This is a genomic window from Dietzia sp. HMSC21D01, from assembly GCF_001815995.1.
In the GTDB taxonomy this organism is placed as follows: domain Bacteria; phylum Actinomycetota; class Actinomycetes; order Mycobacteriales; family Mycobacteriaceae; genus Dietzia; species Dietzia cinnamea.
Map to the genome: position 1 here is coordinate 12,352 of NZ_KV823847.1, position 24,733 is coordinate 37,084.

The 24,733-nt window shown below is 69.5% G+C and carries 26 protein-coding genes and 1 pseudogene; 2 read left to right on the forward strand and 25 right to left on the reverse strand.

Annotation, left to right across the window (positions count from 1 at the left end; translation table 11 throughout):
* Positions 1–24: 24 nt before the first annotated feature.
* The 11 genes from rpsQ to rpsJ are packed head-to-tail and all read right to left on the reverse strand — an operon-like array spanning position 25 to position 5,383.
* Complete coding sequence (gene rpsQ / locus HMPREF3086_RS05825) at positions 25–321, reverse strand: 30S ribosomal protein S17 (RefSeq protein WP_174521529.1); 297 nt, start codon at positions 319–321, stop codon at positions 25–27.
* A complete protein-coding gene (gene rpmC, locus HMPREF3086_RS05830) occupies positions 318–548 on the reverse strand; it encodes a 50S ribosomal protein L29 (protein WP_007628118.1) in 231 nt (76 codons plus the stop codon). Before rpmC ends, rpsQ begins: the two co-directional genes overlap by 4 nt.
* Positions 548–964 carry a 50S ribosomal protein L16 gene (gene rplP / locus HMPREF3086_RS05835; protein ID WP_007628120.1) on the reverse strand — a complete coding sequence of 139 codons (417 nt, stop codon included), beginning with the start codon at positions 962–964 and terminating at the stop codon, positions 548–550. Before rplP ends, rpmC begins: the two co-directional genes overlap by 1 nt.
* Before the next feature lie 2 nt (positions 965–966).
* Positions 967–1,785, reverse strand: a complete 819-nt coding sequence (gene rpsC, locus HMPREF3086_RS05840; protein ID WP_070720659.1) for a 30S ribosomal protein S3 — start codon at positions 1,783–1,785, stop codon at positions 967–969.
* Positions 1,786–2,214, reverse strand: coding sequence for a 50S ribosomal protein L22 (gene rplV / locus HMPREF3086_RS05845; protein WP_007628124.1), 429 nt, complete (start codon positions 2,212–2,214; stop codon positions 1,786–1,788).
* A complete protein-coding gene (rpsS, locus tag HMPREF3086_RS05850; RefSeq protein WP_007628126.1) occupies positions 2,211–2,492 on the reverse strand; it encodes a 30S ribosomal protein S19 in 282 nt (93 codons plus the stop codon). Before rpsS ends, rplV begins: the two co-directional genes overlap by 4 nt.
* 14 nt (positions 2,493–2,506) lie before the next feature.
* Positions 2,507–3,343, reverse strand: a complete 837-nt coding sequence (gene rplB, locus HMPREF3086_RS05855) for a 50S ribosomal protein L2 (protein WP_061228295.1) — start codon at positions 3,341–3,343, stop codon at positions 2,507–2,509.
* 31 nt (positions 3,344–3,374) lie between these two features.
* Positions 3,375–3,677 carry a 50S ribosomal protein L23 gene (gene rplW, locus HMPREF3086_RS05860; RefSeq protein ID WP_007628130.1) on the reverse strand — a complete coding sequence of 101 codons (303 nt, stop codon included), beginning with the start codon at positions 3,675–3,677 and terminating at the stop codon, positions 3,375–3,377.
* Positions 3,674–4,363 (reverse strand): 50S ribosomal protein L4, encoded by a 690-nt coding sequence (gene rplD, locus HMPREF3086_RS05865; RefSeq protein ID WP_007628131.1) that lies wholly within the window; start codon positions 4,361–4,363, stop codon positions 3,674–3,676. Before rplD ends, rplW begins: the two co-directional genes overlap by 4 nt.
* Positions 4,360–5,025 carry a 50S ribosomal protein L3 gene (rplC, locus tag HMPREF3086_RS05870; RefSeq protein ID WP_063971881.1) on the reverse strand — a complete coding sequence of 222 codons (666 nt, stop codon included), beginning with the start codon at positions 5,023–5,025 and terminating at the stop codon, positions 4,360–4,362. Before rplC ends, rplD begins: the two co-directional genes overlap by 4 nt.
* 52 nt (positions 5,026–5,077) lie before the next feature.
* Positions 5,078–5,383, reverse strand: a complete 306-nt coding sequence (gene rpsJ / locus HMPREF3086_RS05875) for a 30S ribosomal protein S10 (RefSeq protein ID WP_003938093.1) — start codon at positions 5,381–5,383, stop codon at positions 5,078–5,080.
* Positions 5,384–5,947: 564 nt separating this feature from the next.
* On the opposite strand from rpsJ, the gene HMPREF3086_RS17945 reads away from it, so the two are divergent.
* Positions 5,948–6,220 carry a hypothetical protein gene (locus tag HMPREF3086_RS17945; protein WP_007628135.1) on the forward strand — a complete coding sequence of 91 codons (273 nt, stop codon included), beginning with the start codon at positions 5,948–5,950 and terminating at the stop codon, positions 6,218–6,220.
* Positions 6,221–6,331: 111 nt separating this feature from the next.
* Here the strand turns inward: HMPREF3086_RS17945 and tuf are convergent, their stop codons facing one another.
* From tuf to HMPREF3086_RS05945, 13 genes are all read right to left on the reverse strand, one after another.
* Positions 6,332–7,522 (reverse strand): elongation factor Tu, encoded by a 1,191-nt coding sequence (tuf, locus tag HMPREF3086_RS05885; protein ID WP_063971880.1) that lies wholly within the window; start codon positions 7,520–7,522, stop codon positions 6,332–6,334.
* A gap of 176 nt (positions 7,523–7,698) precedes the next feature.
* Positions 7,699–9,810 (reverse strand): elongation factor G, encoded by a 2,112-nt coding sequence (gene fusA, locus HMPREF3086_RS05890; RefSeq protein WP_063971879.1) that lies wholly within the window; start codon positions 9,808–9,810, stop codon positions 7,699–7,701.
* 195 nt (positions 9,811–10,005) lie between these two features.
* Positions 10,006–10,476 (reverse strand): 30S ribosomal protein S7, encoded by a 471-nt coding sequence (gene rpsG / locus HMPREF3086_RS05895; RefSeq protein WP_007628146.1) that lies wholly within the window; start codon positions 10,474–10,476, stop codon positions 10,006–10,008.
* On the reverse strand, positions 10,476–10,847 hold the full coding sequence (rpsL, locus tag HMPREF3086_RS05900) for a 30S ribosomal protein S12 (RefSeq protein ID WP_007628148.1): 372 nt from the start codon (positions 10,845–10,847) through the stop codon (positions 10,476–10,478). Before rpsL ends, rpsG begins: the two co-directional genes overlap by 1 nt.
* Positions 10,848–11,047: 200 nt before the next feature.
* Complete coding sequence (locus HMPREF3086_RS05905; protein WP_070720664.1) at positions 11,048–11,698, reverse strand: TetR family transcriptional regulator; 651 nt, start codon at positions 11,696–11,698, stop codon at positions 11,048–11,050.
* 11 nt (positions 11,699–11,709) lie between these two features.
* A complete protein-coding gene (locus HMPREF3086_RS05910) occupies positions 11,710–12,843 on the reverse strand; it encodes an NDMA-dependent alcohol dehydrogenase (protein ID WP_070720668.1) in 1,134 nt (377 codons plus the stop codon).
* An 82-nt stretch (positions 12,844–12,925) separates the two neighbouring features.
* On the reverse strand, positions 12,926–13,735 hold the full coding sequence (locus tag HMPREF3086_RS05915) for an enoyl-CoA hydratase family protein (RefSeq protein WP_070720670.1): 810 nt from the start codon (positions 13,733–13,735) through the stop codon (positions 12,926–12,928).
* Between the two features lie 40 nt (positions 13,736–13,775).
* Positions 13,776–14,957, reverse strand: a complete 1,182-nt coding sequence (locus HMPREF3086_RS05920) for an acyl-CoA dehydrogenase family protein (RefSeq protein WP_070720673.1) — start codon at positions 14,955–14,957, stop codon at positions 13,776–13,778.
* 5 nt (positions 14,958–14,962) lie between these two features.
* A complete protein-coding gene (locus HMPREF3086_RS05925) occupies positions 14,963–17,005 on the reverse strand; it encodes an acetyl/propionyl/methylcrotonyl-CoA carboxylase subunit alpha (RefSeq protein WP_070720676.1) in 2,043 nt (680 codons plus the stop codon).
* Between the two features lie 11 nt (positions 17,006–17,016).
* Positions 17,017–18,615, reverse strand: a complete 1,599-nt coding sequence (locus tag HMPREF3086_RS05930) for an acyl-CoA carboxylase subunit beta (protein ID WP_070720679.1) — start codon at positions 18,613–18,615, stop codon at positions 17,017–17,019.
* The gene (locus HMPREF3086_RS05935) at positions 18,612–19,838 is read right to left on the reverse strand and encodes an acyl-CoA dehydrogenase family protein (protein WP_371441658.1); all 1,227 of its coding nucleotides are present in this window, start codon (positions 19,836–19,838) and stop codon (positions 18,612–18,614) included. Before HMPREF3086_RS05935 ends, HMPREF3086_RS05930 begins: the two co-directional genes overlap by 4 nt.
* Positions 19,835–21,676 carry an acyclic terpene utilization AtuA family protein gene (locus tag HMPREF3086_RS05940; protein WP_070720683.1) on the reverse strand — a complete coding sequence of 614 codons (1,842 nt, stop codon included), beginning with the start codon at positions 21,674–21,676 and terminating at the stop codon, positions 19,835–19,837. Before HMPREF3086_RS05940 ends, HMPREF3086_RS05935 begins: the two co-directional genes overlap by 4 nt.
* Complete coding sequence (locus tag HMPREF3086_RS05945) at positions 21,673–22,491, reverse strand: TIGR03084 family metal-binding protein (protein WP_070720686.1); 819 nt, start codon at positions 22,489–22,491, stop codon at positions 21,673–21,675. The genes HMPREF3086_RS05940 and HMPREF3086_RS05945 overlap by 4 nt, the downstream gene beginning before the upstream one ends.
* Positions 22,492–22,632: 141 nt before the next feature.
* Here HMPREF3086_RS05945 and HMPREF3086_RS05950 point away from each other — a divergent pair, with 141 nt between their 5' ends.
* A complete protein-coding gene (locus tag HMPREF3086_RS05950) occupies positions 22,633–24,240 on the forward strand; it encodes a class I adenylate-forming enzyme family protein (RefSeq protein WP_070720689.1) in 1,608 nt (535 codons plus the stop codon).
* 21 nt (positions 24,241–24,261) lie between these two features.
* On the opposite strand, the pseudogene HMPREF3086_RS05955 reads toward HMPREF3086_RS05950, so the two are convergent.
* Positions 24,262–24,733, reverse strand: a pseudogene (locus HMPREF3086_RS05955) (hypothetical protein); the annotation flags it as partial.

A 24,733-nucleotide genomic window follows, 5' to 3' on the forward strand; every position in this document is an offset into this window, starting at 1 on the left:
TTGCTCGTGTGGAGCGGGGCGGACCTACTTGGCGCGCTCCAGGACCTCCACGAGGCGGTACCGCTTCGAGGCGGACAGCGGGCGGGTCTCCATGATCCGCACGCGGTCGCCGACACCGGCGGTGTTGGTCTCGTCGTGCGCCTTGACGCGCTCCGTACGACGCATGATCTTGCCGTACAGCGGGTGCTTCACGCGGTCCTCGAGCTCGACGACGATGGTCTTCTCCATCTTGTCGGACACGACGTACCCGATCCGCACCTTGCGGCTGTTGCGCTCGGTGTTCTCGTTGGACTCAGTCACAACTGCTTCCTTGTCACTCACTTGGCATCACCCGGCGCCGCCGACAGCCCGAGCTCGCGCTCGCGCATGACGGTGTAGATGCGAGCGATGTCGTGACGGACGACACGCAGGCGACGGTTGTTGGTCAGCTGACCGGTGGCCATCTGGAAGCGCAGGTTGAACAGCTCTTCCTTGGCCTCACGCAGACGCGCGGTCAGCGCTTCCGCGTCGAGCTCGCGCAGCTCGGGGGCGGTGGTTCCACTAGCCATCAGAACTGCTCCTCCCGGGTCACGATGCGGGTCTTACAGGGGAGCTTGTGCTGCGCGCGGCGAAGCGCCTCGCGAGCGGTCTCCTCGTTCGGGTACGACATCTCGAAGAGGATGCGTCCCGGCTTGACGTTGGCGACCCACCACTCGACCGACCCCTTACCGGAACCCATGCGGACCTCGGCGGGCTTCTTGGTCAGAGGACGGTCCGGGTAGATGTTGATCCAGACCTTGCCACCACGCTTGATATGGCGGTTGATGGCGATACGAGCGGACTCGATCTGACGGTTGGTGACGTAGGCCGGCTCGAGGGCCTGGATGCCGTAGTCACCGAACGTCACCTTGGTGCCGCCCTTGGCCGCACCGCTGCGGCCGGGGTGGTGCTGCTTGCGGTGCTTGACGCGCTTCGGGATCAGCACGGTCAGGCCTCCTTGTTTTCTGTGGGCGCCTCGGCCGGGGCAGCCGAGCCGGCGCGGCCGGTCTCGGTGCTGGTGGCCGTGGTGCCCTGGGCGCCGGAGCGACGGGGCCGGCCGGCACCACGCTCGCGGCGCGGGCCACGGTCAGCGCCCCCGCGGTTGCTGGACTGGGCGTACTGGTCGGACTCGCGGCGACCGCCCACGACGTCGCCCTTGTAGATCCACACCTTGACGCCGATGCGACCGAAGGTCGTCTTGGCCTCGTACGTGCCGTAGTCGATCTCGGCACGGAGGGTGTGGAGCGGGACGCGACCCTCGTGGTAGCGCTCCGAACGGGACATCTCGGCACCGCCGAGACGACCCGAGCAGACCACCTTGATGCCCTTGACCTGCGGCTGGCGCATGGCGGACTGGATGCCCTTGCGCATCGCGCGGCGGAAGGCCACGCGGTTGGACAGCTGCTCGGCGATGCCCTGGGCAACGAGCTGGGCGTCGGCCTCGGTGTTCTTGATCTCGAGGATGTTGAGGTGGACCTGCTTGCCGGTGAGCTTCTCGAGCTCGCCACGCAGGCGGTCGGCCTCGGCGCCACGACGACCGATCACGATGCCGGGACGGGCGGTGTGGATGTCCACGTGGACCCGGTCACGGGTACGCGAGATGTCCACGCCCGAGATGCCGGCACGCTCCATGCCCTTCGACAGGAGCTGGCGGATCTTGATGTCCTCGGACACGTAGTCGGCGTACTGCTTATCGGCGAACCACTTGGACGTCCAGTCCGAGGTGATGCCCAGACGGAAGCCGTGCGGATGGATCTTCTGTCCCATTTAGCGGGCACCTCCCTGGTTACGACGTCCCCGGCCGGACCCGGCCTTCTCGGGCACGCTGGTCACCTCGACGGTGATGTGGCTCGTGCGCTTCCGCACGCGGAAGGCCCGGCCCTGGGCGCGCGGACGGAACCGCTTCAGGGTCGGCCCCTCGTCGGCGTACGCCGTGGTGACGACCAGGGTCCGGGGATCCAGATCCAGGTTGTTCTCGGCGTTCGCGATAGCCGACGCCAGAACCTTGGCGACCGGCTCGCTGGCGGCCTGCGGGGCGAACCGCAGGATGTCCAGCGCGTCAGAGGCGTCCTTGCCCCGGACCAGGTCGATCACGCGACGCGCCTTCATGGGCGTCACGCGGACGAACTTAGCGGTGGCGCGGGCGGTGAGCTTCTGCTCGGCCTGCGCTTCGTTCTTCTGGGTGTCAGTGCTCATCGACGCTTACTCTTCCGATCGTCCTTGATGTGCCCCTTGAACGTGCGCGTCGGCGCGAACTCGCCGAGCTTGTGACCCACCATCGAGTCGGACACGAACACGGGCACATGCTTGCGGCCGTCGTGGACGGCGAACGTGTGGCCGATGAAATCGGGCAGGATCGTCGAGCGACGCGACCAGGTCTTGATGACCTGATGAGTGCCCTTGTCGTTCTGCACGTCCACCTTCGCGAGGAGGTGTTCGTCGACGAACGGACCCTTCTTGAGACTACGAGGCATCCTAGTTTCCCTCCTTAGCGCTTCTTACCGGTGCGACGGCGACGGACGATGAGGCTGTCGCTCGCCTTGTTGGGCTTGCGGGTCCGGCCCTCGGGCTGGCCCCACGGGCTGACGGGGTGACGTCCACCGGACGTCTTGCCCTCGCCACCACCGTGCGGGTGGTCGATGGGGTTCATGACCACGCCACGGACGGTCGGGCGGACGCCCTTCCACCGCATGCGGCCGGCCTTACCCCAGTTGATGTTGGCCTGCTCTGCGTTGCCGACCTCGCCGATCGTGGCGCGGCAGCGCACGTCGACGCGGCGGATCTCACCGGACGGCATACGCAGGGACGCGTAGGTGCCCTCCTTGCCGAGCAGCTGGATACCGGCGCCGGCCGCGCGGGCCATCTTGGCACCGCCGCCCGGGCGCAGCTCCACCGCGTGCACGACCGTGCCGGCGGGGATGTTGCGGAGCGGCAGGTTGTTGCCGGTCTTGATGTCGGCGCCTGCGCCCGACTCGACCTTCATGCCCTGCTTGAGGTTGCGGGGTGCGAGGATGTAGCGCTTCTCGCCGTCCGCGTAGTGCAGCAGCGCGATGTTCGCGGTGCGGTTCGGGTCGTACTCGATGTGCGCCACGGTGGCGAGCACGCCGTCCTTGTCGTTCCGACGGAAGTCGATGACGCGGTACTGGCGCTTATGCCCACCGCCCTTGTGACGGGTGGTGATGCGGCCGTGGCCGTTGCGGCCGCCGGTCTTGCTCAGCGGGCGCAGCAGCGACTTCTCGGGCGTCGAGCGGGTGATCTCGGCGAAGTCCGAGACGCTCGAGCCGCGACGACCGGGGGTCGTGGGCTTGTACTTGCGGATAGCCATGAGGTTCTCTCGTCCTTAACTCTTCCCGCCGTCAGGCGGTCAGACCCGGGATCTCGATGGGCTTGCTGTCGGCCGCGAGGGTCACGATGGCGCGCTTGGTGCTCTTGCGCTGTCCGTACCCGGTGCGGGTGCGCTTGCGCTTGCCCTGACGGTTAGCGGTGTTCACGGACTCCACCGTGACGCCGAAGATCTCCTGGATGGCGATCTTGATCTGCGTCTTGTTGGCGTCCGGTGCCACCAGGAACGTGTACACGCCCTGCTCGAGCAGGCCGTAGGCCTTCTCGGAGACGACCGGGGCGAGGATCACGTCCCGGGGATCGGCGACGGTGCTCACTTGTCGGCCTCCTTCGCAGCCTTGCCGGCGAGCGAACGGCTCGCCTGCGTGACGAACGCATCCAGAGCCTCGACCGAGAACACGACGTCGTCGGCGTTCAGGACGTCGTAGGTGTTGAGCTGATCCGGAGCGATCGGGTGGACATGATCGAGGTTGGCGGCGGAGCGCCATGCGGCGAGGTCCTCACGACCGACCACGATCAGGAACTTCTTCCGGTCGGACAGGGTGCCGAGGAAGTCACGGACACCGGAGGTCGACGGCTTCTGGCCCTCGACGAACTCGGTGACCACGTGGATGCGCTCGCTGGCGGCCCGGTCGGACAGGGCGCCACGGAGAGCGGCGGCCTTCATCTTCTTGGGGGTGCGCTGCGAGTAGTCACGCGGCTTGGGGCCGTGGACCGTACCGCCGCCGGTGTAGGCGGGAGCGCGGGTCGAGCCCTGACGGGCGCGGCCGGTGCCCTTCTGGCGGAACGGCTTACGACCGCCGCCGCTGACCTCGCCGCGGGTCTTGGTCGAGTGGGTGCCCTGCCGCGCCGCGGCGAGCTGCGCCACCACGACCTGGTGCATCAGGGGCAGGTTGGGCTCGACGCCGAAGATCTCGGCGGGGAGCTCGACCGATCCGTCGGTCGAGCCGGCCGGGGTACGGACATCCAGCTTGAGGTTCACGGTGTTCTCCGTCGTGGTCATGCGCGCGCACCGCCCTTCACAGCGGAACGGACCATCACGAGGCCGCCGTTGCGACCCGGGATGGCTCCCTTGATGAGGAGGACGCCGGCCTCGGCGTCGACCTTGTGGACCTTGAGGTTCATGGTGGTCACACGCTCGTTGCCCATGCGGCCGGCCATGGCCTTGCCCTTGAAGACGCGGCCGGGCGTCGAGGCGCCGCCGATGGAACCCGGCTTACGGTGCACGGCCTGGGTACCGTGCGAGGCACCCTGGCCGGCGAAGCCGTGGCGCTTCATGGTGCCGGCGAAACCTTTGCCCTTCGACGTGCCGGTGACGTCGACGAAGGCGCCGTCCTCGAACACGTCGGCGCCGATCTCCTGGCCGATCTCGAAGCCGGCGGCCTGCTCGGCGTTGTCGAGGCGGATCTCGGCGATGTGGCGGCGCGGGGTGACCCCGGCCTTCTCGAACTGACCCGCGACCGGCTTGGTGACCTTGCGGGGGTCGACCGCGCCGAACGCGATCTGGACGGCGTTGTAGCCGTCGTTCTCTTCGGTACGAATCCCGGTCACGACGCACGGCCCGGCCTTCACGACGGTCACCGGGACCACCCGGTTGTTCTCGTCGAAGACCTGGGTCATGCCGAGCTTGGCGCCCAGGATGCCCTTGATCTCGGTGTTACTCATCTGTTCACTGTCTCCGCTGCACGTTGCTTGCTGACCGCTACGCGGTCGGAGGTCACTGGATGTTGACGTCGACGCTGGCAGGCAGGTCGATGCGCATGAGCGCGTCCACGGTCTTCGGCGTGGGGTCGAGGATGTCGATCAGCCGCTTGTGGGTACGCATCTCGAAGTGCTCACGCGAATCCTTGTACTTGTGCGGCGAGCGGATGACGCAGTAGACGTTCTTCTCGGTGGGCAGCGGCACCGGGCCGACGACACGAGCACCCGTACGGGTCACCGTCTCGACGATCTTGCGCGCCGAGGCGTCGATGGCCTCGTGGTCATAGGCCTTGAGCCGGATGCGGATCTTTTGTCCCGCCACTTCGTCCTCTTCTCCTCCCGCCCGTGAAGGCGGCTGTCGTGAGCGCCCTCGCCGCGCGGGGACACTGCTGTGTTCGCTTGTCATACGTGACACCGTCAGACCGTCGATAACCCGGTCTCGTGCATCGGTGCCCGTCGTGGAGGGCTCCCCCGTGCACGCACATGACACGACTACGAGACCTCCAGAGGACGGGATGCCGCACACTCGCGCGAGGCGAGGATGACGGCGGACCGATCCGCTGCCGCTGTTGACGTGTCACGACGCGTCCACGCGGTCGGGCGTGTCGCCCTCCCGCTTTTCCGGCGGGTGATCGCTCACCCGCCCTTGTCGTGCTCGCCCGACCAACCCGGCACCACGAACCGATCCGTGAGGACCCATACGCAGACGCCGCCTTGTCCGGGCAACTTGACCAGTATGCAGTACATCGTCGCCGGGGGCAAAATCGGCGCGCCCCGGCGATCCGACGCCCACGCCGTGTCGTCCCGGACGGCGCCACGGCGCGCGCCACGACTTGGGTACCGTCGGGGAGATCAGCGACCCCGTCCGCGCCTAGGAGAGCTGCCCGTGAACAGTCGACGTGAACCCCGCGATCCTGTCGCCTATCGAAGGGACAGGCGGCAGGCGGTCCTCCGCCATCATCCCGACAAGGGAGGTGACCCCGACGCGCTCCTGCGCGCTCTCGAGGAGGTGGACAGGCGACACGGGGTCATCGGCACCGGTCGCGCCGATCACGGCGCCAGTGCCGAGCAGGTCGCCGCGGTCGCGGTGACGGCATTCGCGGGAGTCGCCGCTGTCGGCCTGTCCGTGGCCATGAGCATCCTCGGCCGCCGTAGGTGATCGACGCCGCCCCACCGCCTCCCACGGAATGCGTGAAGGGCGCCCCACCTCGCGGTGGGACGCCCTTCACATGTGGTGCGAGTTGATCACCCGCGCCGTGGGATCACTCGATCACTTGATGATCTTGGTGACCTGGCCGGCGCCGACGGTGCGGCCACCCTCACGGATGGCGAACCGCAGGCCCTCGTCCATGGCGACCGGCTGGATGAGCTCGACGCTCATCTCGGTGTTGTCGCCCGGCATGACCATCTCGGTGCCCTCGGGGAGGGTCACGACGCCGGTCACGTCCGTGGTACGGAAGTAGAACTGCGGGCGGTAGTTGTTGAAGAACGGCGTGTGACGGCCGCCCTCGTCCTTGGACAGGATGTAGGCCTGACCCTCGAACGTGGTGTGCGGGGTGTAGGCGCCCGGCTTGATGACGACCTGGCCACGCTCGACGTCCTCGCGCTTGAGGCCACGGACCAGCAGACCGACGTTGTCGCCCGCCTCGCCGTAGTCGAGGAGCTTACGGAACATCTCGATGCCCGTGATGGTGGTCTTGGTCGCCTTGTCACGGATACCGATGAGCTCGACGTCCTCGTTGACGTTGATCTGGCCACGCTCGATACGACCGGTGACGACGGTGCCACGACCGGTGATCGTGAAGACGTCCTCGACGGGCATGAGGAACGGCTTGTCGGTCTCACGCTCGGGATCGGGGATCGAGTCGTCGCAGGCCTGCATGAGGTCGCGAACGGCCTGGACCCACTTCTCGTCACCCTCGAGCGCCTTCAGCGCCGAGATGTGCACGACGGGGGCGTCCTCGTCGAACTCCTGCGAGGCCAGCAGCTCGCGGACCTCCATCTCGACGAGCTCGAGGATCTCCTCGTCGTCGACCATGTCGCACTTGTTGAGAGCGACGAGGATGTAGGGAACGCCGACCTGACGGGCGAGCAGCACGTGCTCACGGGTCTGGGGCATCGGGCCGTCGGTGGCCGCCACGACCAGGATCGCGCCGTCCATCTGGGCGGCACCGGTGATCATGTTCTTGATGTAGTCGGCGTGACCGGGGGCGTCGACGTGCGCGTAGTGACGCTTCTCGGTCTGGTACTCGACGTGGGAGATGTTGATCGTGATACCACGAGCCTTCTCCTCCGGCGCCTTGTCGATCTCGTCGAACGCGAAGGCGTCGTTGAGCTCGGGGTAGGTGTCCGCCAGAACCTTGGTGATGGCCGCGGTGGTGGTGGTCTTACCGTGGTCGACGTGACCGATGGTGCCGATGTTAACGTGCGGCTTCGTCCGCTCGAACTTCGCCTTCGCCACTTGTTGTCCTCCTGGACTGGTCTGTCCCCACCCGTCGAGGTGGGCACTGCATTGTGTGGGGTCTGATCTTACTCATCGTGCCGTGAGGCACGAACCGGCGGCCACCCGGAGGTTCGACCGTGCGCCGCCGGCATCGGCCCCGGTGCGCCTTCACAGACGCACCGGAGCCGTACCGGTCACTCGCCGGTCGCCTTGGCGATGATCTCCTTGGCCACGCTCGCCGGAACCTCGGCGTAGTGGGAGAAGACCATCGAGTAGTTCGCCCGGCCCTGCGTCTTCGACCGGAGGTCGCCGACGTAGCCGAACATCTCGGAAAGCGGCACGTTGGCCTTCACGACGCGGGCGCCGGAGCGCTCCTCCATCGCGTTGACCTGGCCGCGGCGGGAGTTGAGGTCGCCGATGACGTCACCCATGTAGTCCTCGGGCGTCACGACCTCGACGGCCATGAGCGGCTCCAGGATCACGGGCTGGCACTTGCGGGCAGCCTCCTTGAAGGCCATCGAACCCGCGACCTTGAACGCCATCTCGGACGAGTCCACCTCGTGGTACGCACCGTCGACCAGGGTCGCCTTGACGTTGACCATCGGGTACCCGGCGAGGATGCCGTACTGCATCGCGTCCTGGATGCCGGCGTCCACGGAGGGGATGTACTCCTTGGGCACGCGGCCACCGGTGACCTTGTCGCTGAACTCGTAGGTCGAGCCCTCTTCGACGGCCTCCTGGTCGAGGGGCTCCAGCGCGATCTGCACCTTCGCGAACTGACCGGAACCACCGGTCTGCTTCTTGTGGGTGTAGTCGTACTTGTCGATCGAGCCCTTGATGGTCTCGCGGTACGCGACCTGAGGCTTACCGACGTTGGCCTCGACCTTGAACTCGCGCTTCATGCGGTCCACGAGGACGTCCAGGTGCAGCTCGCCCATGCCGCCGATGACCGTCTGCCCGGTCTCCTCGTCCAGACGCACGGAGAAGGTGGGGTCCTCCTCGGCGAGCTTCTGGATGGCGGTCGACAGCTTCTCCTGGTCGGCCTTGGTCTTGGGCTCGATCGAGACGTCGATGACCGGGTCCGGGAACGTCATCGACTCGAGGACGACCTGGTTGTTCAGGTCGCACAGCGTGTCACCGGTGGTGGTGTCCTTGAGTCCGATGAAGGCGTAGATGTTGCCGGCCACGGCCTCGTCGACCGGGTTCTCCTTGTTGGCGTGCATCTGGAAGAGCTTGCCGACGCGCTCCTTCTTGCCCTTGGTCGAGTTGGCGACCTGGGCACCCGGCTCGACACGACCCGAGTAGACGCGCACGAACGTGAGCTTGCCGAAGAAGGGGTGCACGGCGATCTTGAACGCCAGCGCGGAGAACGGCTCGTCCTTGGACGGCTTCCGCAGGATCTCGGTCTCCTCGTCGCCGACCTTGTGGCCGTGGACCTCACCGATGTCGAGCGGGGTCGGGAGGAAGTCGATGACCGCGTTGAGCATCGGCTGGACACCCTTGTTCTTGTACGCGGAACCGCACAGAACGGGGTACACCTCGGAGTTGACGGTCATCTTGCGGATGGCCGCCTTGATCTCGTCGAGGGTCAGCTCTTCGCCGCCGAAGTACTTCTCCATGAGCTCTTCGCTGCTCTCGGCGACGGTCTCGAGGAGCTTCTCGCGGTACTCCTCGGCCTTCTCCTGGAGCTCGGCCGGGATGTCCTGGATCTGCGCCTCGGAACCGATCTCGGTCTTGCCCGGCCAGACGTGGGCCTTCATGGTCAGCAGGTCGACGATGCCGTCGAACTGGTCCTCGGCACCGATCGGCAGCTGCAGGACCAGCGGCTTGGCACCGAGACGGTCGATGATGGTCTGGACCGTGTAGTAGAAGTCCGCGCCCAGCTTGTCCATCTTGTTGACGAAGCAGATGCGGGGGACGTCGTACTTCTCGGCCTGGCGCCAGACCTGCTCGGACTGGGGCTCGACGCCCTCCTTGCCGTCGAAGACGGCGACGGCGCCGTCGAGCACGCGGAGCGAGCGCTCGACCTCGACGGTGAAGTCGACGTGACCCGGCGTGTCGATGATGTTGATCTGGTTGTCGTTCCAGAAGCAGGTCACCGCGGCCGAGGTGATCGTGATGCCGCGCTCCTTCTCCTGCTCCATCCAGTCGGTGGTCGACGCGCCGTCGTGGGTCTCGCCGGCCTTGCGGTTGACACCCGTGTAGAACAGGATGCGCTCGGTCGTGGTGGTCTTACCGGCGTCGATGTGCGCCATGATGCCGATGTTTCGGACCTTGTTGAGGTCGGTCAGCACGTCCTGTGCCACGGATTCTCCCGATTGTGAGTCGTCGGTGGCCCGTGCGGTCGGTGTCGACCGTCCGAACCGGGTCGGTGTTACTGCCGGTACCCGCACTCGGTGCGGCCGGTACGGGCCTTGTTCAATGATGCCACCCGGCGGGTGACCACGGGACCCTGGCCGGGGGGTTGTCATCGACGCCGCCCCGGCCACGGCCCCACCGGATCACCAGCGGTAGTGCGCGAACGCCCGGTTGGCCTCGGCCATCTTGTGCGTGTCCTCGCGACGCTTGACCGCGGCACCCAGGCCGTTGGAGGCGTCCAGGATCTCGTTGGCCAGGCGCTCGACCATCGTGTTCTCGCGACGCTGCCGGGAGAAGGTCACCAGCCAGCGCATCGCCAGGGTCGTCGAACGACCGGGGCGGACCTCGACGGGCACCTGGTAGGTGGCGCCGCCGACACGACGGGAGCGGACCTCGAGGGCCGGGCGGACGTTGTCCAGGGCCTTCTTGAGGGTGATGACCGGGTCGGTCCCGGTCTTCTCGCGGCAGATCTCGAGCGCCGAGTAGACGATGCGCTCGGCGGTGGTCTTCTTGCCGTCGAGGAGGATCTTGTTCACGAGCTGCGTGACCAGCGGCGACCCGTAGACCGGGTCATTGATGAGCTGGCGCTTCGGGGCGGGACCCTTACGAGGCATTACTTCTCCTTCTTGGCGCCGTAGCGGGAGCGGGCCTGCTTGCGGTCCTTCACACCCTGGGTGTCGAGCGAGCCGCGGATGATCTTGTAACGGACACCCGGGAGGTCCTTCACACGACCGCCGCGCACGAGCACCATCGAGTGCTCCTGCAGGTTGTGGCCCTCACCGGGGATGTAGGCGGAGACCTCGACGCCGCTGGTCAGGCGCACTCGGGCGACCTTACGGAGCGCGGAGTTCGGCTTCTTGGGGGTCGTGGTGTACACGCGGGTGCACACGCCGCGACGCTGAGGCGAGCCCTTGAGGGCAGCCGTCGACGTCGCCGACTTCTTGTCCTGGCGGCCCTTGCGGACCAGCTGGTTGATGGTTGGCATGAACCGACTTTCTCTAGCTGGCGGCCTCCGTCGGGGGCGACCACCGGTCTCTGGGACATGGCTCGTATCCGGACTCTCGCGCACCTGTCGCCGCGCACGGGCGACCTCGTCAGCCGCTCTCGCTGGCCTACAGGGCACGATCCTCCAGCTCGCATACTGCGAGCACGATGGTCAAGCTTAACCGCCGGAAGGAGTGGCGGTCAAAATGAGGCGTTAGCGACGTCCCCGGCCGGCGACCCGGGGGTCTCCGCGAGGACGCCGTCGAGGGTCTGCGCCCAGAACCGCACGATCTTCTCACGTCTCTCGGAGTCATCCGAGAGGACGTCGGCGAGGCCGAGCCCGCGGGCGAGGTCGAGGGTGGTCTGGAGCCCGCGTCGCACGCGGACGTCGCCGGCGTCGCGGCCGAGTGCCGCCGCGGCGATGGCCAGCACCTCGCGGGACATGTGGTTCTCGAGGGGCAGGACCCTGTCGCGGAGCGCCGGATCGCTCGCCGCGGCGGTCCATACGTGCAGGGCGGCCTTGAACAGGTCCGAGGTGTAGTGCTGGACGATGAAACCCACCACGGCCACGGTGCGCTCGGGGCCGGGCTCGGGCAGGTCGAGTCCGCCACGTCGGACGTCGGAGATGCGCTGCTCGATCATGTGCCCGAGCGCGGCGGTGATGAGGTCCTCGCGGGTCGGGAAGTGGTGCTGGGCGGCGCCCCGTGAGACGCCGGCGGCGGCGGCCACCGCCCCGACGGTGGTGGCCGCCCAGCCCTGGGTGGCGAGGAGGTCGATGGAGGCACCGAGCAGTCGCTCCCGCGTGATGCGGCTGCGGTCCTGCTTTGGCGCGCGCTGCTCTGGTGCCGTCATCGGTCCTCCTGTTACCAGTCCCGCTCGTCGTAGATGATCACACCGCGGAGGTTCTTGCCGTCACGCATGTCCTGGTAGCCCTGGTTGATCTCCTCGAGCCGGTAGGTCTTGGTGATGAGTTCGTCGAGCTTGAGGTTGCCCGCCCGGTACTGGTGCAGCAGGTGTGGGATCTGCTTGCGCGGACCGGTGCCGCCGAAGATAGCCCCCTGCAGGGTCTTCTGCTGCATCGCCAGGTCGAGGATCGAGATCTGGGCGTCGACCGCGTTCATGTCGCCGAGCCCCACCACCACGCACCGCCGCCCCTTACCCGTGAGCAGCAGCCCCGGGAGCAGGTCCTTGCCCTCGACGACGCCCATGGTGAGGATGACGAGGTCGGCCATGCGGCCCCAGCTGATCTCCCCCACCAGCCCCATCGCCTCGTCCATCGAGGCGCAGGTGTGGGTCGCGCCGAACTCCACGGCCTTCTCCCGCTTGAACTCGACCGGGTCGACCGCGACGATGGCGCGGGCGCCCGCGGCCGCCGCGCCCTGCACGGAGTTGATGCCGATGCCGCCCACGCCGACGACCACGACGATGTCGCCCTCCTTGGCGCCGCCGATCTCCGTGGCGGATCCCCAGCCCGTGCACACGCCACAACCCAGCAGGGCCGCCTTGTCGAGGGGGATGTCCTTCTCGATCTTGATGACCGACGACTGGTGCACCGTGACGTGGGGCGCGAAGGTGCCGAGGACGCACATGGTGGCGACGTCGGTCCCGTCCGCGGTGTGGACCCGGTACCCGCCGTCGCTGATCGCCCGCCCGCTGAGCAGGCCGGCGCCGTTGTCGCAGAGGTTCTGCAGCCCCTCGGAGCAGGGCGGGCAGGTCCCACAGGCGGGGATGAAGGCCAGGACGACGTGATCGCCCTCCTCGAGTCCGATCACCCCCTCCCCCACCTTCGTGATCACGCCGGCCCCCTCGTGACCGCCCATGATCGGGTAGGACTCGAACTGCAGGTCGCCGGTGAGCAGGTGCTCGTCGGAGTGGCAGAGGCCTGACGCTGCCAGCTTGATCTGGACCTCCCCGGCCTTGGGATCGTCGATGTCGACGTCGACGATCTCCCAGCCGTCCTGCTTCGGCTCCCGGATGATGGCGGCCTTGGTGCGCATTCGTGTCTCCTCGGATGAGAAAGGGTGATGAGCGAGAAAGGGTGATGTGACACGGGTCACGTGACCAGTGTCACAGCCCAACCTACTCCGACTCTGCTGCCCAGGAGGGCTGTCTGCGTTCCAGGAACGCCGTCATCCCCTCGGCGACCTCGGAGGTACCGAACAGGCGGGCCGTGATGCCCGCCAGGTCCTCGCCCCGGGCGTCCAACTCGGCGAGCAATGGTGCGCTGAGCAGGGCCTTGTTCTCCTCGAGGCCTTGTGGTGAGCAGGGCCTGAACGCCGCGACGAGCTCGTCGACGGCGGGGTCGAGGTCCTCCACGGCCTCGGAGAGCAGCCCGATCGCCCGTGCATGGGCGGCATCGAACTTCTCGCCCGTCAGCAGTGCCCGGGTGAGGTCACGCGAGTTCACGCGCGCCGCCAGCGGTACCGAGATCATGGCCGCGGCGAGACCGAGGCGGACCTCGGTCAGTGCGAACGTCGAGGCCGGGCCGGCCAGCGCGAAGTCGCATGCCGCCACCAGTCCCATCCCGCCTGCACGGACGTGTCCGTCGACGGCCGCGATCACCGGTTTGGGATGGGACACGATCGCCCGCAGCAGGTTCAGGAAGATCCGGGTCCGCTCGGCCGCCTGCTCCTCCGGAGTGCTCTCCGAACCGGCGGCCGAGGCCTCCGAGAGGTCCGCCCCGGCGCAGAACGTGCCGCCCGCGTGCCCGAGCACCACCACCCGGGCGGCGTCCTCGCCGGCCGCGCGATCGAGCGCGGCATGGAGTTGCTCGACGAGAGCCGTGGAGATGGCGTTCCGGTTGTGCTGCGAGTCGAGGGTGAGGCGGGCGGCACCGCCGGAGACCTCGTAGCGCACCAGGGACCGACCGGCCCCGGCCTGATCACTCATGGTCCGATCACTCATCGCCTGGTCACTCATGTCACGCCCCTCAGTAGCTCTTCGGCAGCCCGAGCGAATGCTGGGCGACGTAGTTGAGGATCATCTCCCGGCTGACGGGCGCGATCCGGGGCAGCCGGGACGCGGCGAGCATCCCCGCCAGGCCGTACTCGACCGACAGTCCGTTGCCGCCGAGGGTCTGGATGGCCTGGTCGACCGAGCGGGCCGAGACCTCTCCGGAGGCGTACTTGGCCATGTTCGCGGCCTCCCCGGCGAGGTCGTCGCGGCCGGCGTCGACCAGGGCGGCGGCCTTGCGCATCATCAGCCGCGCGAGTTCCAGCTCGATCTTGCACTGCGCGAGAGGATGGGCGACACCCTGGTGCGCGCCGATGGGGGTCTTCCACACGGCGCGCTCGTTGGCGTACTTCGCGGCCCGGTCCAGGGCGAAGCGCGCGGTACCGCACGCCATCCCGGAGGCCATGATGCGCTCGGGGTTGAGGCCGGCGAACAGCATGAGCAGGGCGGTGTCGCCGTCGCCGATGAGCGCCTCGGCGGGCACGCGGACGTCGTCGAAGTACAGCTGGAACTGCCGCTCGGGCGTGCGGACCTCGGTGGGGATGTGCGTCCGCTCGAGGCCGGGCGCGTCGGTGGGGACCATGAACAACGCCGGTTCGAGCCGACCGGAGGTGGAGCCCTCGAGGCGCGCCACGACGAGGATCGCGTCGGCCTGGTCGACGCCGGAGATGTACGTCTTCTGGCCCGAGATGAGGAAGTCCGAGCCGTCGCGACGGGCCGTCGTGGTGATGGCGTGCGAGTTGGACCCGGCGTCGGGTTCGGTGATCGCGAACGAGGTGATCGTCTCGCCCGACGCGATGCCCGGCAGCCAGCGCTTCTTCTGCTCCTCGGTGCCGAACCGCGAGATGATGGTGCCGTTGATGGCCGGAGAGACCACCATCATGAGCAGCCCGGCGCCGGCGGCGGAGAGCTCCTCCTCGACGATCGCGAGCTCGGTCATCCCGGCGCCGCCGCCGCCGTATTCCTCGGGCAGGTTCACGCCGAGCAGGCCGAGCTTCCCGGCCTCGGTCCACAGCTCGTCTGTGGTCTCACCCGCGTCGGACTTCGATCGCATGTACTCGAGCCCGTAGCGCGAGCCCAGGTCGTAGGCGACCTTCCGGAGCTGGGCCTGCTCGTCGGTGTCGATCACGGGGTTGGGGATCTGTGAGACGTCGGTCATCGTGATTACTCCTGGGTGGTGGCGTCGGTGCTGTCGGTGTGGGTGCCGGGTTCGGTGACGACGGCGAGGACCGTTCCCGACTCGACCTGGGTGCCGACCTCCACGGGGAGCTCGGTGACGACTCCGTCGACGGCGGCCGCGATGGTGTGTTCCATCTTCATGGCCTCCATCCACAACAGGGGCTGGCCTGCGGTGACAGTGTCCCCGACGGAGACGGCCACCCGGATGACCGCGCCGGGCATGGGTGCGAGCAGGGACCCCGCCGCGACCTCGGTGGCCGGGTCGGTGTACCGGGGCGGCTCGGTGAGCGAGACGGGGCCGAGCGGCGAGTCGACCTCGACGACCGTGTCGGCGCCGGGTGTCTCGTAGCGCGCCACGGTGAACACCCGGCGCACCCCCCGGATCGCGAGGACGGCGGAGTCGGCGGACACGTCCTCGATGCTGACGACGTCGGCGAGCTCACCGTCCGGACGGGGGCCCGAGCGGTCGCGGAGGTAGCTCACCTCGAGCTCGTCCTCGCCGATCCGGAACGTGCGCTTCTGGAGGGTGCGACCGACGTTGCGGAACCCGGGCTGTGCCCGAGCCACCGGTCCGGCGAGGTGATCGGCGGTGCCGGAGACGACCGCGACGGCCAGGGCGGAGATCCGCACCGCCTCGGGGTCCGCGAGCGGGGCGGCCAGCGACTCGGCGCCGTGATCGTCGAGGAACGCGGTCGAGAGGTTGCCGGCGATGAACTCGGGGTGGCGCAGTACGCGGACGAGCTGCGCGCGGTTGGTGGTCAGGCCGTGGACCTTCGCGCGGGACAGTGCCCCGGCGAGGGACGCACAGGCCTCGGCGCGGGTGCGTCCGTAGGAGATCACCTTGGCCAGCATGGGGTCGTAGTGCACGCCGATCAGGGCGCCGTCGGGGCCCGGTTCGACACCGCTGTCCAGGCGGATGCCCGGGCGCTGCGGCCCGGAGAACCGCGCGGAGACGCCCGGAACGTCGAGCGCCCACAGGGTCCCCGACCCGGGCGCGTAGTCGTTCGCGGGGTCCTCGGCGTACAGGCGCGCCTCGAGCGACCATCCGTGGGCGGCCGGCGGTTCGGCGGACGGCAGCGGCAGGCCTGCGGCCACGTCGAACTGGAGGGCGACGAGGTCCAAACCGGTGGTGGCCTCGGTGACCGGGTGCTCCACCTGGAGGCGGGTGTTCATCTCGAGGAAGAAGAACTCGCCGTCGTCGGTGGCCAGGAACTCCACGGTGCCGGCGCCGGTGTACCCGATCGCGGCGGCGGCGCTGCGCGCCGCCTCGTAGAGCTTCTCCCGCATGCCGGGGGTGCGATCGACGAGCGGGCTGGGGGCCTCCTCGATGACCTTCTGGTGTCGGCGCTGGATGGAACACTCGCGCTCCCCGACCGCCCAGACTGTGCCTTGGGCGTCGGCCATGATCTGGACCTCGATGTGCCGGCCGCGCTCGAGGTAGCGCTCGCAGAACACCGCGTCGTCACCGAAGGCCGACCCGGCCTCGCGCTGCGCGGCGGCGATCTCGTCCTGCAGCGAGTCGAGGGTGCGGACGACGCGCATGCCGCGACCACCGCCACCGGCGGAGGCCTTGATCAGGACGGGGAGCATGTCGGCGGTGACGTCGGCGGGGTCGAGGTCGGTGAGCATCGGCACGCCCGCGCCGGCCATCATCTTCTTGGCCTCGATCTTCGAGCCCATCGCCTCGATGGCGGCGACGGGTGGGCCGACCCAGGTCAGGCCGGCGTCGATGACGGCGCGGGCGAACCCGGCGTTCTCAGACAGGAAGCCGTACCCGGGGTGGACGGCGTCGGCGCCGGCGGCCTTCGCGGCCTCGATCACCAGGTCGCCGCGCAGGTAGGTCTCTCCCGGGGTGTTGCCCGGCAGGCGGACGGCGGCGTCGGCCTCGCGGGTGTGGGGCGCGTCCGCGTCGGCGTCGGAGAAGACGGCGACGGTGCTCATCCCGAGCGCGCGGGCGGTGTGGTGGACGCGCCGGGCGATCTCGCCGCGGTTGGCCACCAGGACGGACGTGATGGGTGCGGTGCTCATGGTCTCGTTCCTCACATCCGGAAGACGCCGAAGCGGTCGGTTCCGGCGACCTCTCCGGAGTGGATCGCGGACAGGCTGAGGCCCAGCACCGTCCGGGTGTCTCGGGGATCGATGACGCCGTCGTCGTAGAGCATCCCGGACAGGAACGCCGGCAACGACTCCTTCTCGATCTGGTCGGCGATCGCCGCCTTGAGCCCCTCGACGGTCTCGGGGTCCATCTCCTCTCCACGTGCGGCCGACGCGGCGGCCGCCACCGAGGTGACGACGTCGGCGAGCTGCTGGCCGCCCATCACCGCGGACTTGGCGCTGGGCCAGGTGTAGAGGAATCGCGGGTCGAAGGCGCGGCCGCACATCCCGTAGTGGCCGGCGCCGTAGGACGCGGCCGTGATGAGCGACAGGTGCGGGACCTCGGAGTTGGAGACCGCGTTGATCATCATGGCGCCGTGCTTGATGATGCCGCCGCGCTCGTACTCCGAACCGACCATGTAGCCCGTGGTGTTGTGCATGAACAGCAGCGGGGTGTCGTAGCGGTTGGCCAGTTCGATGAACTGTGTGGCCTTCTGCGCCTCCTCGCTGAAGAGCACGCCGCGGGCGTTGGCGATGATGCCGATCGGGTAGCCGTGGATCTCGGCCCACCCGGTGCACAGGCTCGCGCCGTAGAGGGGCTTGAACTCGTCGAAGTCCGAGCCGTCCACGATGCGGGCGATGATCTCGCGCGGGTCGAAGGGGATCTTGAGGTCGTCGGGCACGATCCCCAGGAGCTCGTCGGCGTCGTAGAGCGGCTCGATCACGTCCGCGCGCGGGGCGCGCCCGGCCTTGGTCCAGTTGAGGCGGCGGACGATGCCGCGGGTGATACGCGCGGCGTCGGACTCGTCGACGGCGAGGTGGTCGGCCAGCCCGGAGACCCGCGCGTGCATGTCGGCGCCACCGAGAGTCTCCTCGTCGGCGATCTCCCCGGTCGCGGCCTTGACCAACGGAGGGCCGGCCAGGAAGACCTTGGACCGCTCCTCGATCATGACGACGTGGTCGCTCATGCCGGGCACGTAGGCGCCGCCGGCGGTGGAGTTGCCGTACACGACGGCGACTGTGGGGATGCCGGCCTTGGACAGCTTGGTGAGGTCACGGAACAGGCCGCCGCCCGGGACGAAGACCTCCTTCTGCGTGGGCAGGTCGGCGCCGCCGGACTCGACGAGGCTGATGACCGGGAGCCGGTTCTTCATGGCGACGTCGTTGAGTCGCAGGATCTTGCGCAGGGTCCAGGGGTTGGAGGTGCCGCCCTTGACCGTGGGGTCGTTGGCGATGAGCAGGCACTCGACACCGGAGACCACGCCGATGCCGGCGACCACGGAGGCGCCGGTCTGGAAGTCCGAGCCCCACGCGGCGAGCGCGCACAGTTCGAGGAACGGGGACTCGCGGTCGAGGATCATGTCGATCCGCTCGCGGGCGGTGAACTTGCCGCGCTCGCGGTGGCGGGCGACCTTGCGCTCGCCGCCGCCGGCCAGCGCCGGTTCGAGGTCGGTGGCGAGCTGGTCCAGCTTGCCCTCCATGGCCTCTCTCGCTGCGCTGAACTCGGCGCTGGTGGTGTCCAGTGTGGACCGCAGGATGGTCATGCCGTGTACCCCAAACGTCGTCCGGCGAGGGTGGTGAGGATCTCGGTGGTGCCGCCGCCGATGCCGAGGAGTCGGACGTCGCGGTACTGGCGGCTCACCTCGGACTCGGCCATGAAGCCGAGCCCTCCGAAGAGTTGCACTGCCTGGTTGGCGACCCATTCGGCGCACTCGACGGCGGTGTTCTTGGCGAAGCAGACCTCCGCGATGGCGTCGTGCCCGGCGACGGCGAGGTCGGCGCACCGGTGCGTGTAGGTCCGGGCCACGTCGACGCGACGGGCCATCTCGGTGACCGTGTTCTGCACGGCCTGGCGCGACAGCAGCGGGCGGCCGAAGGTCTCGCGCTCGCGGACCCAGGCCAGGGTGAGGTCGAGGCAGCGCTGGGCGTGCGAGTAGCCCTGGGCGGCCAGCGCGATCCGCTCGCCCACGAAGCCGATGGCGATCTGCGCGAACCCGTCGTTCTCCTCGCCGACGAGGTTCTCGACCGGCACCCGGCAGTCGGTGAAGGTCAACTCCGCGGTGTCCGAGGCACGCCAGCCCAGCTTCTCCAGCGGGGGCGAGCGGTGGAACCCCGGGGTGTCGGTGGGGATCACCAGGAGGCTGACGCCGGACGCACCGGGTAGGTCCTCGCCGCCGGTGCGGACCGCGGTGACGACGAAGTCGGCGCGGGTACCGGAGGTGATGTACGTCTTGGCTCCGTTGACGACGAAGTGGTCGCCGTCCCGGCGGGCGCTGGTGGTCAGGTGTCCGACGTCCGAGCCCCCGCCGGGCTCGGTGATGGCCAGGGAGCCGATCATGTCGCCGGCCAGCGTGGGGCGGACCCACCGGTCGATCTGGTCGGGGCGTCCGGACTGGGCGAGGTGCGGGGTGGCGATGCCGCAGGTGAAGAGGGAGGCGAAGACCCCGCCGGACACGCCGGCCTCGTGGAGGGCCTCGCACACGATGAGGGAGTCGCGCATGTCTCCCCCGCCGCCGCCGACCTCCTCGGGGAACGACACGCCGAGCAGGCCGAGGTCACCGGCCGCGCGGTGCACGTCGCGGGGGATCGCTCCGGCGGCCTCCCACTCGTCCTGGTGCGGCAGGATCTCGCGCTCGGCGAAGCGGGTCGTGGTCTCGCGCAGGGCGAGACGTTCGTCGGTGTACCAGGGGTCCCCGGGTACATGGGGTGGGACGGTGGGGGCGGTGCTGCGTGGGACGGTGGCGGCGGTACTGCGTGGGATGGTCACGCGTTCTCCTCGGCGGCCGCGCGGGCGGCATCGGCGGTGGTGGGCACGGGGGCGGTGAGGGAGTCGGGGATGTCGACGTGTCGGGACCGCAGCCACTCGGCCAGGCCCTTGGCCTGCGGGTCCCAGCGGTAGCCGTGGGCGACGCCCTTGCCGAGGAGTCCGTCGATGACGAAGTTCACCGCGTGCAGGCGCGGCAACTCGTAGCGCTCGATCGGCAGGTCGGCGGCCTCGGGCAGCAGGAGGCGTAGCTCGTCGACGGTGAGCGTGGCCAGCATCCAGCGGTAGGCCTCCTCGTCACCGGCCCACAGTCCGATGTTGGCCGTGCCGCCCTTGTCACCCGAGCGGGCGCCGAGGACGTCGCCGAGAGGGCGGCGGCGGACGGGGCCGGAGGGCGGGACATAGGCGTCGAGCGGGGCCCCGTCGGCGCCGAGTCCGTCGGAGGCGTGACCGTCGCCCATCTCCTGAGTCCGCGCCGGCGGCTCGATGTCGACGCGGGTGCCGTCGGGCAACACGGCGACGTGCGGCACCTCGGTCTGCGGGAGGTAGGCGGGGATGTAGACGCCGTACGGTCCGCCGCGGCCGGGCGGTCCGCTCGGGGTGGCCCCGGGGTAGCTGGACAGCGTCATCGCGACGGCGGCGTCGGAGAACGCCCGGCCCACCACGTCGGCGTCCGGGTCCCAGGCGACGATGGTCATCATGGCGGTCGCGGCGGCCTGGGTGTCGGCGTCGGGGTGGTCGGTCCGGTGCAGGCGGAAGTCGAGCTGAGCGGGTTGGCGCTCGAGGCCGGCGCGGAACTGCCGCTCGACCAGGGCGGCCTTGTCGGCGATGTCGAGGCCGGTGAGCAGGAACGTGACCTCGTTGCGGAATCCGCCGAGACACGTGACGGACACCTTGGTGGAGGGCGGGGCGGGCTCGCCGACGACACCGGAGATGCGGACGCGGTCGGTGCCCTCCTGCTCCACGACGGCGGTGTCGAGGCGGGTGACGACGTCGGGACCGCCGTAGCGCGCACCCGTGACCTCGTACAGCAGCTGCGAGGTGACGGTGCCGACGGTCACGGCGCCGCCCGTGCCGGCGTGCTTGGTGATGACCGAGGTGCCGTCGGCGGAGATCTCCGCGATCGGGAACCCCGGGGTCACCGGGTCGGTGATCTCGCCGCGGTTGAAGAAGGCGTAGTTCCCGCCGGTGGCCTGGGTGCCGCACTCGATGACGTGGCCCGCGGCCGTGGCACCGGCGAGCGCGTCGAGGTCGTCGCGGCCCCATCCGAAGTGGCTGATGGCCGGCCCCACGATGACCGAGGCGTCGGTGACGCGACCGGTGACGACGATGTCCGCGCCCGCGTCCAGGCAGCGCGCGATGCCGAACGCACCGAGGTAGGCGTTGGCGGTGACGGGGACGCCGGCGTCGGCCGGGATGTCGAGCTCGGAGACCCTGGACATGAGGTCGTCACCCTCGACGTACGCGACGACCGGTGACAGTCCGAGGCGCGCACCCAGCTCGCGGATGGCGTCGGCCAGTCCGGCCGGGTTGAGGCCGCCCGCGTTGGCGACGATCTTCACGTTCTTCTCGAGCGCGAGCCCGAGGCAGTCCTCGAGCTGGCGGAGGAACGTCTTGGCGTAGCCGAGCTCGGCGCTCTTCAGCCGGTCGCGTCCCAGGATGAGCATGGTCAACTCGGCCAGGTAGTCGCCGGTGAGGACGTCGAGCTCGCCGCCGGAGAGCATCTCGCGCATCGCGGAGATGCGGTCGCCGTAGAACCCGGACATGTTGCCGACGCGGAGCGGAGGCACCGTCGACTCAGGGCCGACGCGCAGGGGCGCAGGCGTGAGTGACCCGGTCATGCCCGCGCCCCCTTCTCGCGGCCGCCGCCGGGGAGGCCGGCGAAGGCCTGGGCGATGCGCAGCCACTCCTCGGCGTCCGCGCCGACCGCCTCGAGGGCGGTGTCCTCGCGGTGGACGCGCTGGGTGACCAGCAGGCAGAAGTCGAGGATCGGCCCGGTGACGCGCTGCTCGGCGTCGGCGGGGCCGAACTCGACGACGGTGCCGTCGGCCCGCGTGAGCCCGACGTACACCTCGGAGGCGGGGGCCTCGAGGCCGTTCATCATGTAGGCGAAGGCGCGGGTCTTCCACCCCAGCCGGGCGACGTGCGGGAGGGCTGCCACGAACGCCGGGTCGGAGTCGACCGGGACGCCGAGCGCGTCGGCCACGTCGACCCCGTGGGCCCAGGTCTCCATCATCCGCGCGGTGGTCATCGACCTGGGACGCATGGGCGGCCCGAACCACGGGATCTTCTCCCCCGGGTCCGCGGCCTCGAGAGCGTCGGCGAGCTCACCGCGGGCCAGGCGCCAGCGCGCGAGGACCTCGTCGCGGCCGGTGGCCGCGATCTCGGCGGCGCCGACGTCGACGAACCCGGTCGGGTCGGCCTCGGCCTTCTCGACGACCGACCGGAAGGCGTCCGGGTCGCGGATCGCGGTGACCGAGACCTCGTCGGTCCAGGCCAGGTGGGCGATCTGCATGCCGATATCCCAGCCCGCGGCCGGCGTGTCGGTGTTCCAGCCGTCGGCGCCCGCGCACTCGACGAGCTCGTCCAGTCGGGTGTTGAGCGCGGCGAGGGCCGCGTGCGGGTCCTCTGTGACGGAGGTCTCGGGGTTCGTCATGTGACCACGATGACACCGCGTCCCAAAAAAAGCAAGCGTGATTGTTTGCTTTCCGGTCGGCCCTCTGCCAGCCTGAGCATACGGTGACGCGTGTCACAGCGACGCGTTCCCCTCACCCTCCCCCGAGCCCCTGGAGACATCGTGCGACTCGACCCCACCGGCATCGACCCGACCGATCACGCCCTCGCCCGCCGCTGCTCCGTGGGGGACATCCCCACCCGTGCGGCCGCCACGTTCTCTCACCGCACCGCCCTCACCGACGAGACCGGTTCGTGGACGTATCTCGAGCTCGAGTCCGCCGCCAACCGCTTCGCGCACGGGCTGGTCGAGCAGGGCATCCGCGAGTCCGAACCGGTCGCGATCCTCTCCCCGAACTGCCGGGAGTTCGTCGCCACCTACTTCGGGACCGCCAAGGCCGGGATGGTCTCGTTGCCCGTCAACCTGCTGTCCGGGCTCGAGAACATCGCGCACGCCCTGACCGACTCGGGGACGCGCATCGTCGTCGTCCACGGCTCACTCGTGGAGCTCGTCCTCGGAGCGACCGCCGCCATCCCCGGCGTCGAGACCCTCGTCGTCGTCGGCGGGGTCCCGGACGGACTCGAGGCCGCGCCCGACGGACCAACGCTGATCGGCTGGGACGACCTGCTGGGCGACGACGACTCCAACCCGGATACCGTGATCGCGGACCGCCAGGTCGTGCAGTGCCTCTACTCGTCCGGGACCACCTCCCGCCCCAAGGGCGTCCTCACGTCCCACCTCGCGGTGACCGTCGCCGCCCTGGGCAACGGCGCGGTGTTCGGCCTGAACTGGGGCGCGGAGCCGTCCGTCACGGTGTGCCCGCTCCCCCTGTTCCACACCGCCGGCCTCAACGGCGTCCTGCTGTCCGCGGTGACCATGGGCGCGACGGTGCACCTGCTGCCGGGGTTCGACCCCGTCGGGTACGCCGACACCGTCGCCCGCGTCCGCGCCACGCACCTCGTGGGCCTGCCCCTCATGCTGGAGGCGCTCGCCGACGGCACCGACCGGGGACTCGACCTGACCTCGGTCCGGTTCCTCCTCTACGCCATGGCCCCGATGTCGGAGGAGATGCGCCGACGCCTCGAGACCGCGCTCCCCGACGCGCGGATGGTGCTGGCCTCGGGGATGAGCGAGTGCACGCCGGCCACCGTCATGCAGTGGCCCGAGCTGGGCCCGGACAAGTCCGACTCGTGGGGCTACCCCACCCCGATCGCCGAGAACCGGATCGCCGAACCCGGCACCGACGAACTGCTGCCGGCCGGCACCGACGGCGAGATCGTCTACCGCGGACCGACCGTCATGGAGGGCTACTGGAACAACCCGCGGGCCAACGCGGAGGCGTTCGTGGGCGGGCGCCTGCACTCGGGCGACCTGGGGCGCATCGACGACGAGGGCGTGGTGTGGTTCTCCGACCGCGTCAAGGACATCGTCAAGTCCGGCGGTGAGAACGTCTCGTCACTGCACGTCGAGCGCGTCCTCATGGACCACCCGCACGTCGCGGAGGTGGCCTGCGTCGGGCGCCCCGACCCGACGTGGGGCGAGCTGGTCGTGGCGGTGGTCGTGCCCTCCGAGGGCGCTCCGGGCGAGGACGAACTCAAGGCCTCGGTGAGGGAGTTCGGTGCCGAGCGGCTCCCCTCGTCGCACCGACCGCGCGACGTCGTGGTGGTGGACTCGATCCCCCGCACCGCGACCGGCAAGATCCGCAAGGTCGAGCTCCGCGCGCTCGCCTGACGGCCGGGGCTGCGCCGGCTCCTAGGGGCCGACCTCGAGCAGCTCACCGGGGATCTCCAGTCGCGCCGCGGCGAGGTCGGCACCCAGCCCCGGGCGCAGCGCCTCACCGCGCGGCGGACGCGCCACGAGGTTGACCGCACGGAGGTTGGGCAGCAGGTACAGCCTGGTGTCCATGCCCTCCAGCCCGGGGACGAGCTGGCGGAAGCGCTCCGCGGTGAGCTCGCCCGCGAGCCAGGCGAAGGCCGAGTCGTCCCACGTCCACACCGCGATGTTGACCCCGCGCCCGACGACGCCGCGACGGACGCTGGCCACCGACCCCAGCGTCGCGGTGACGGGCTCCCCGCCCGGGACGGCGCCCGCCGACCACGGAACCGGCAGCTCCCCCGGTCCGATCGGTGCGGTCTCGCGCGGCACGGGGACCCGGACGCGCTCGCCGTCGGGCAGCACGACCGTGTGCCCGGACTCGTCCTGCGGCAGCGGGCGGGCCACCCGC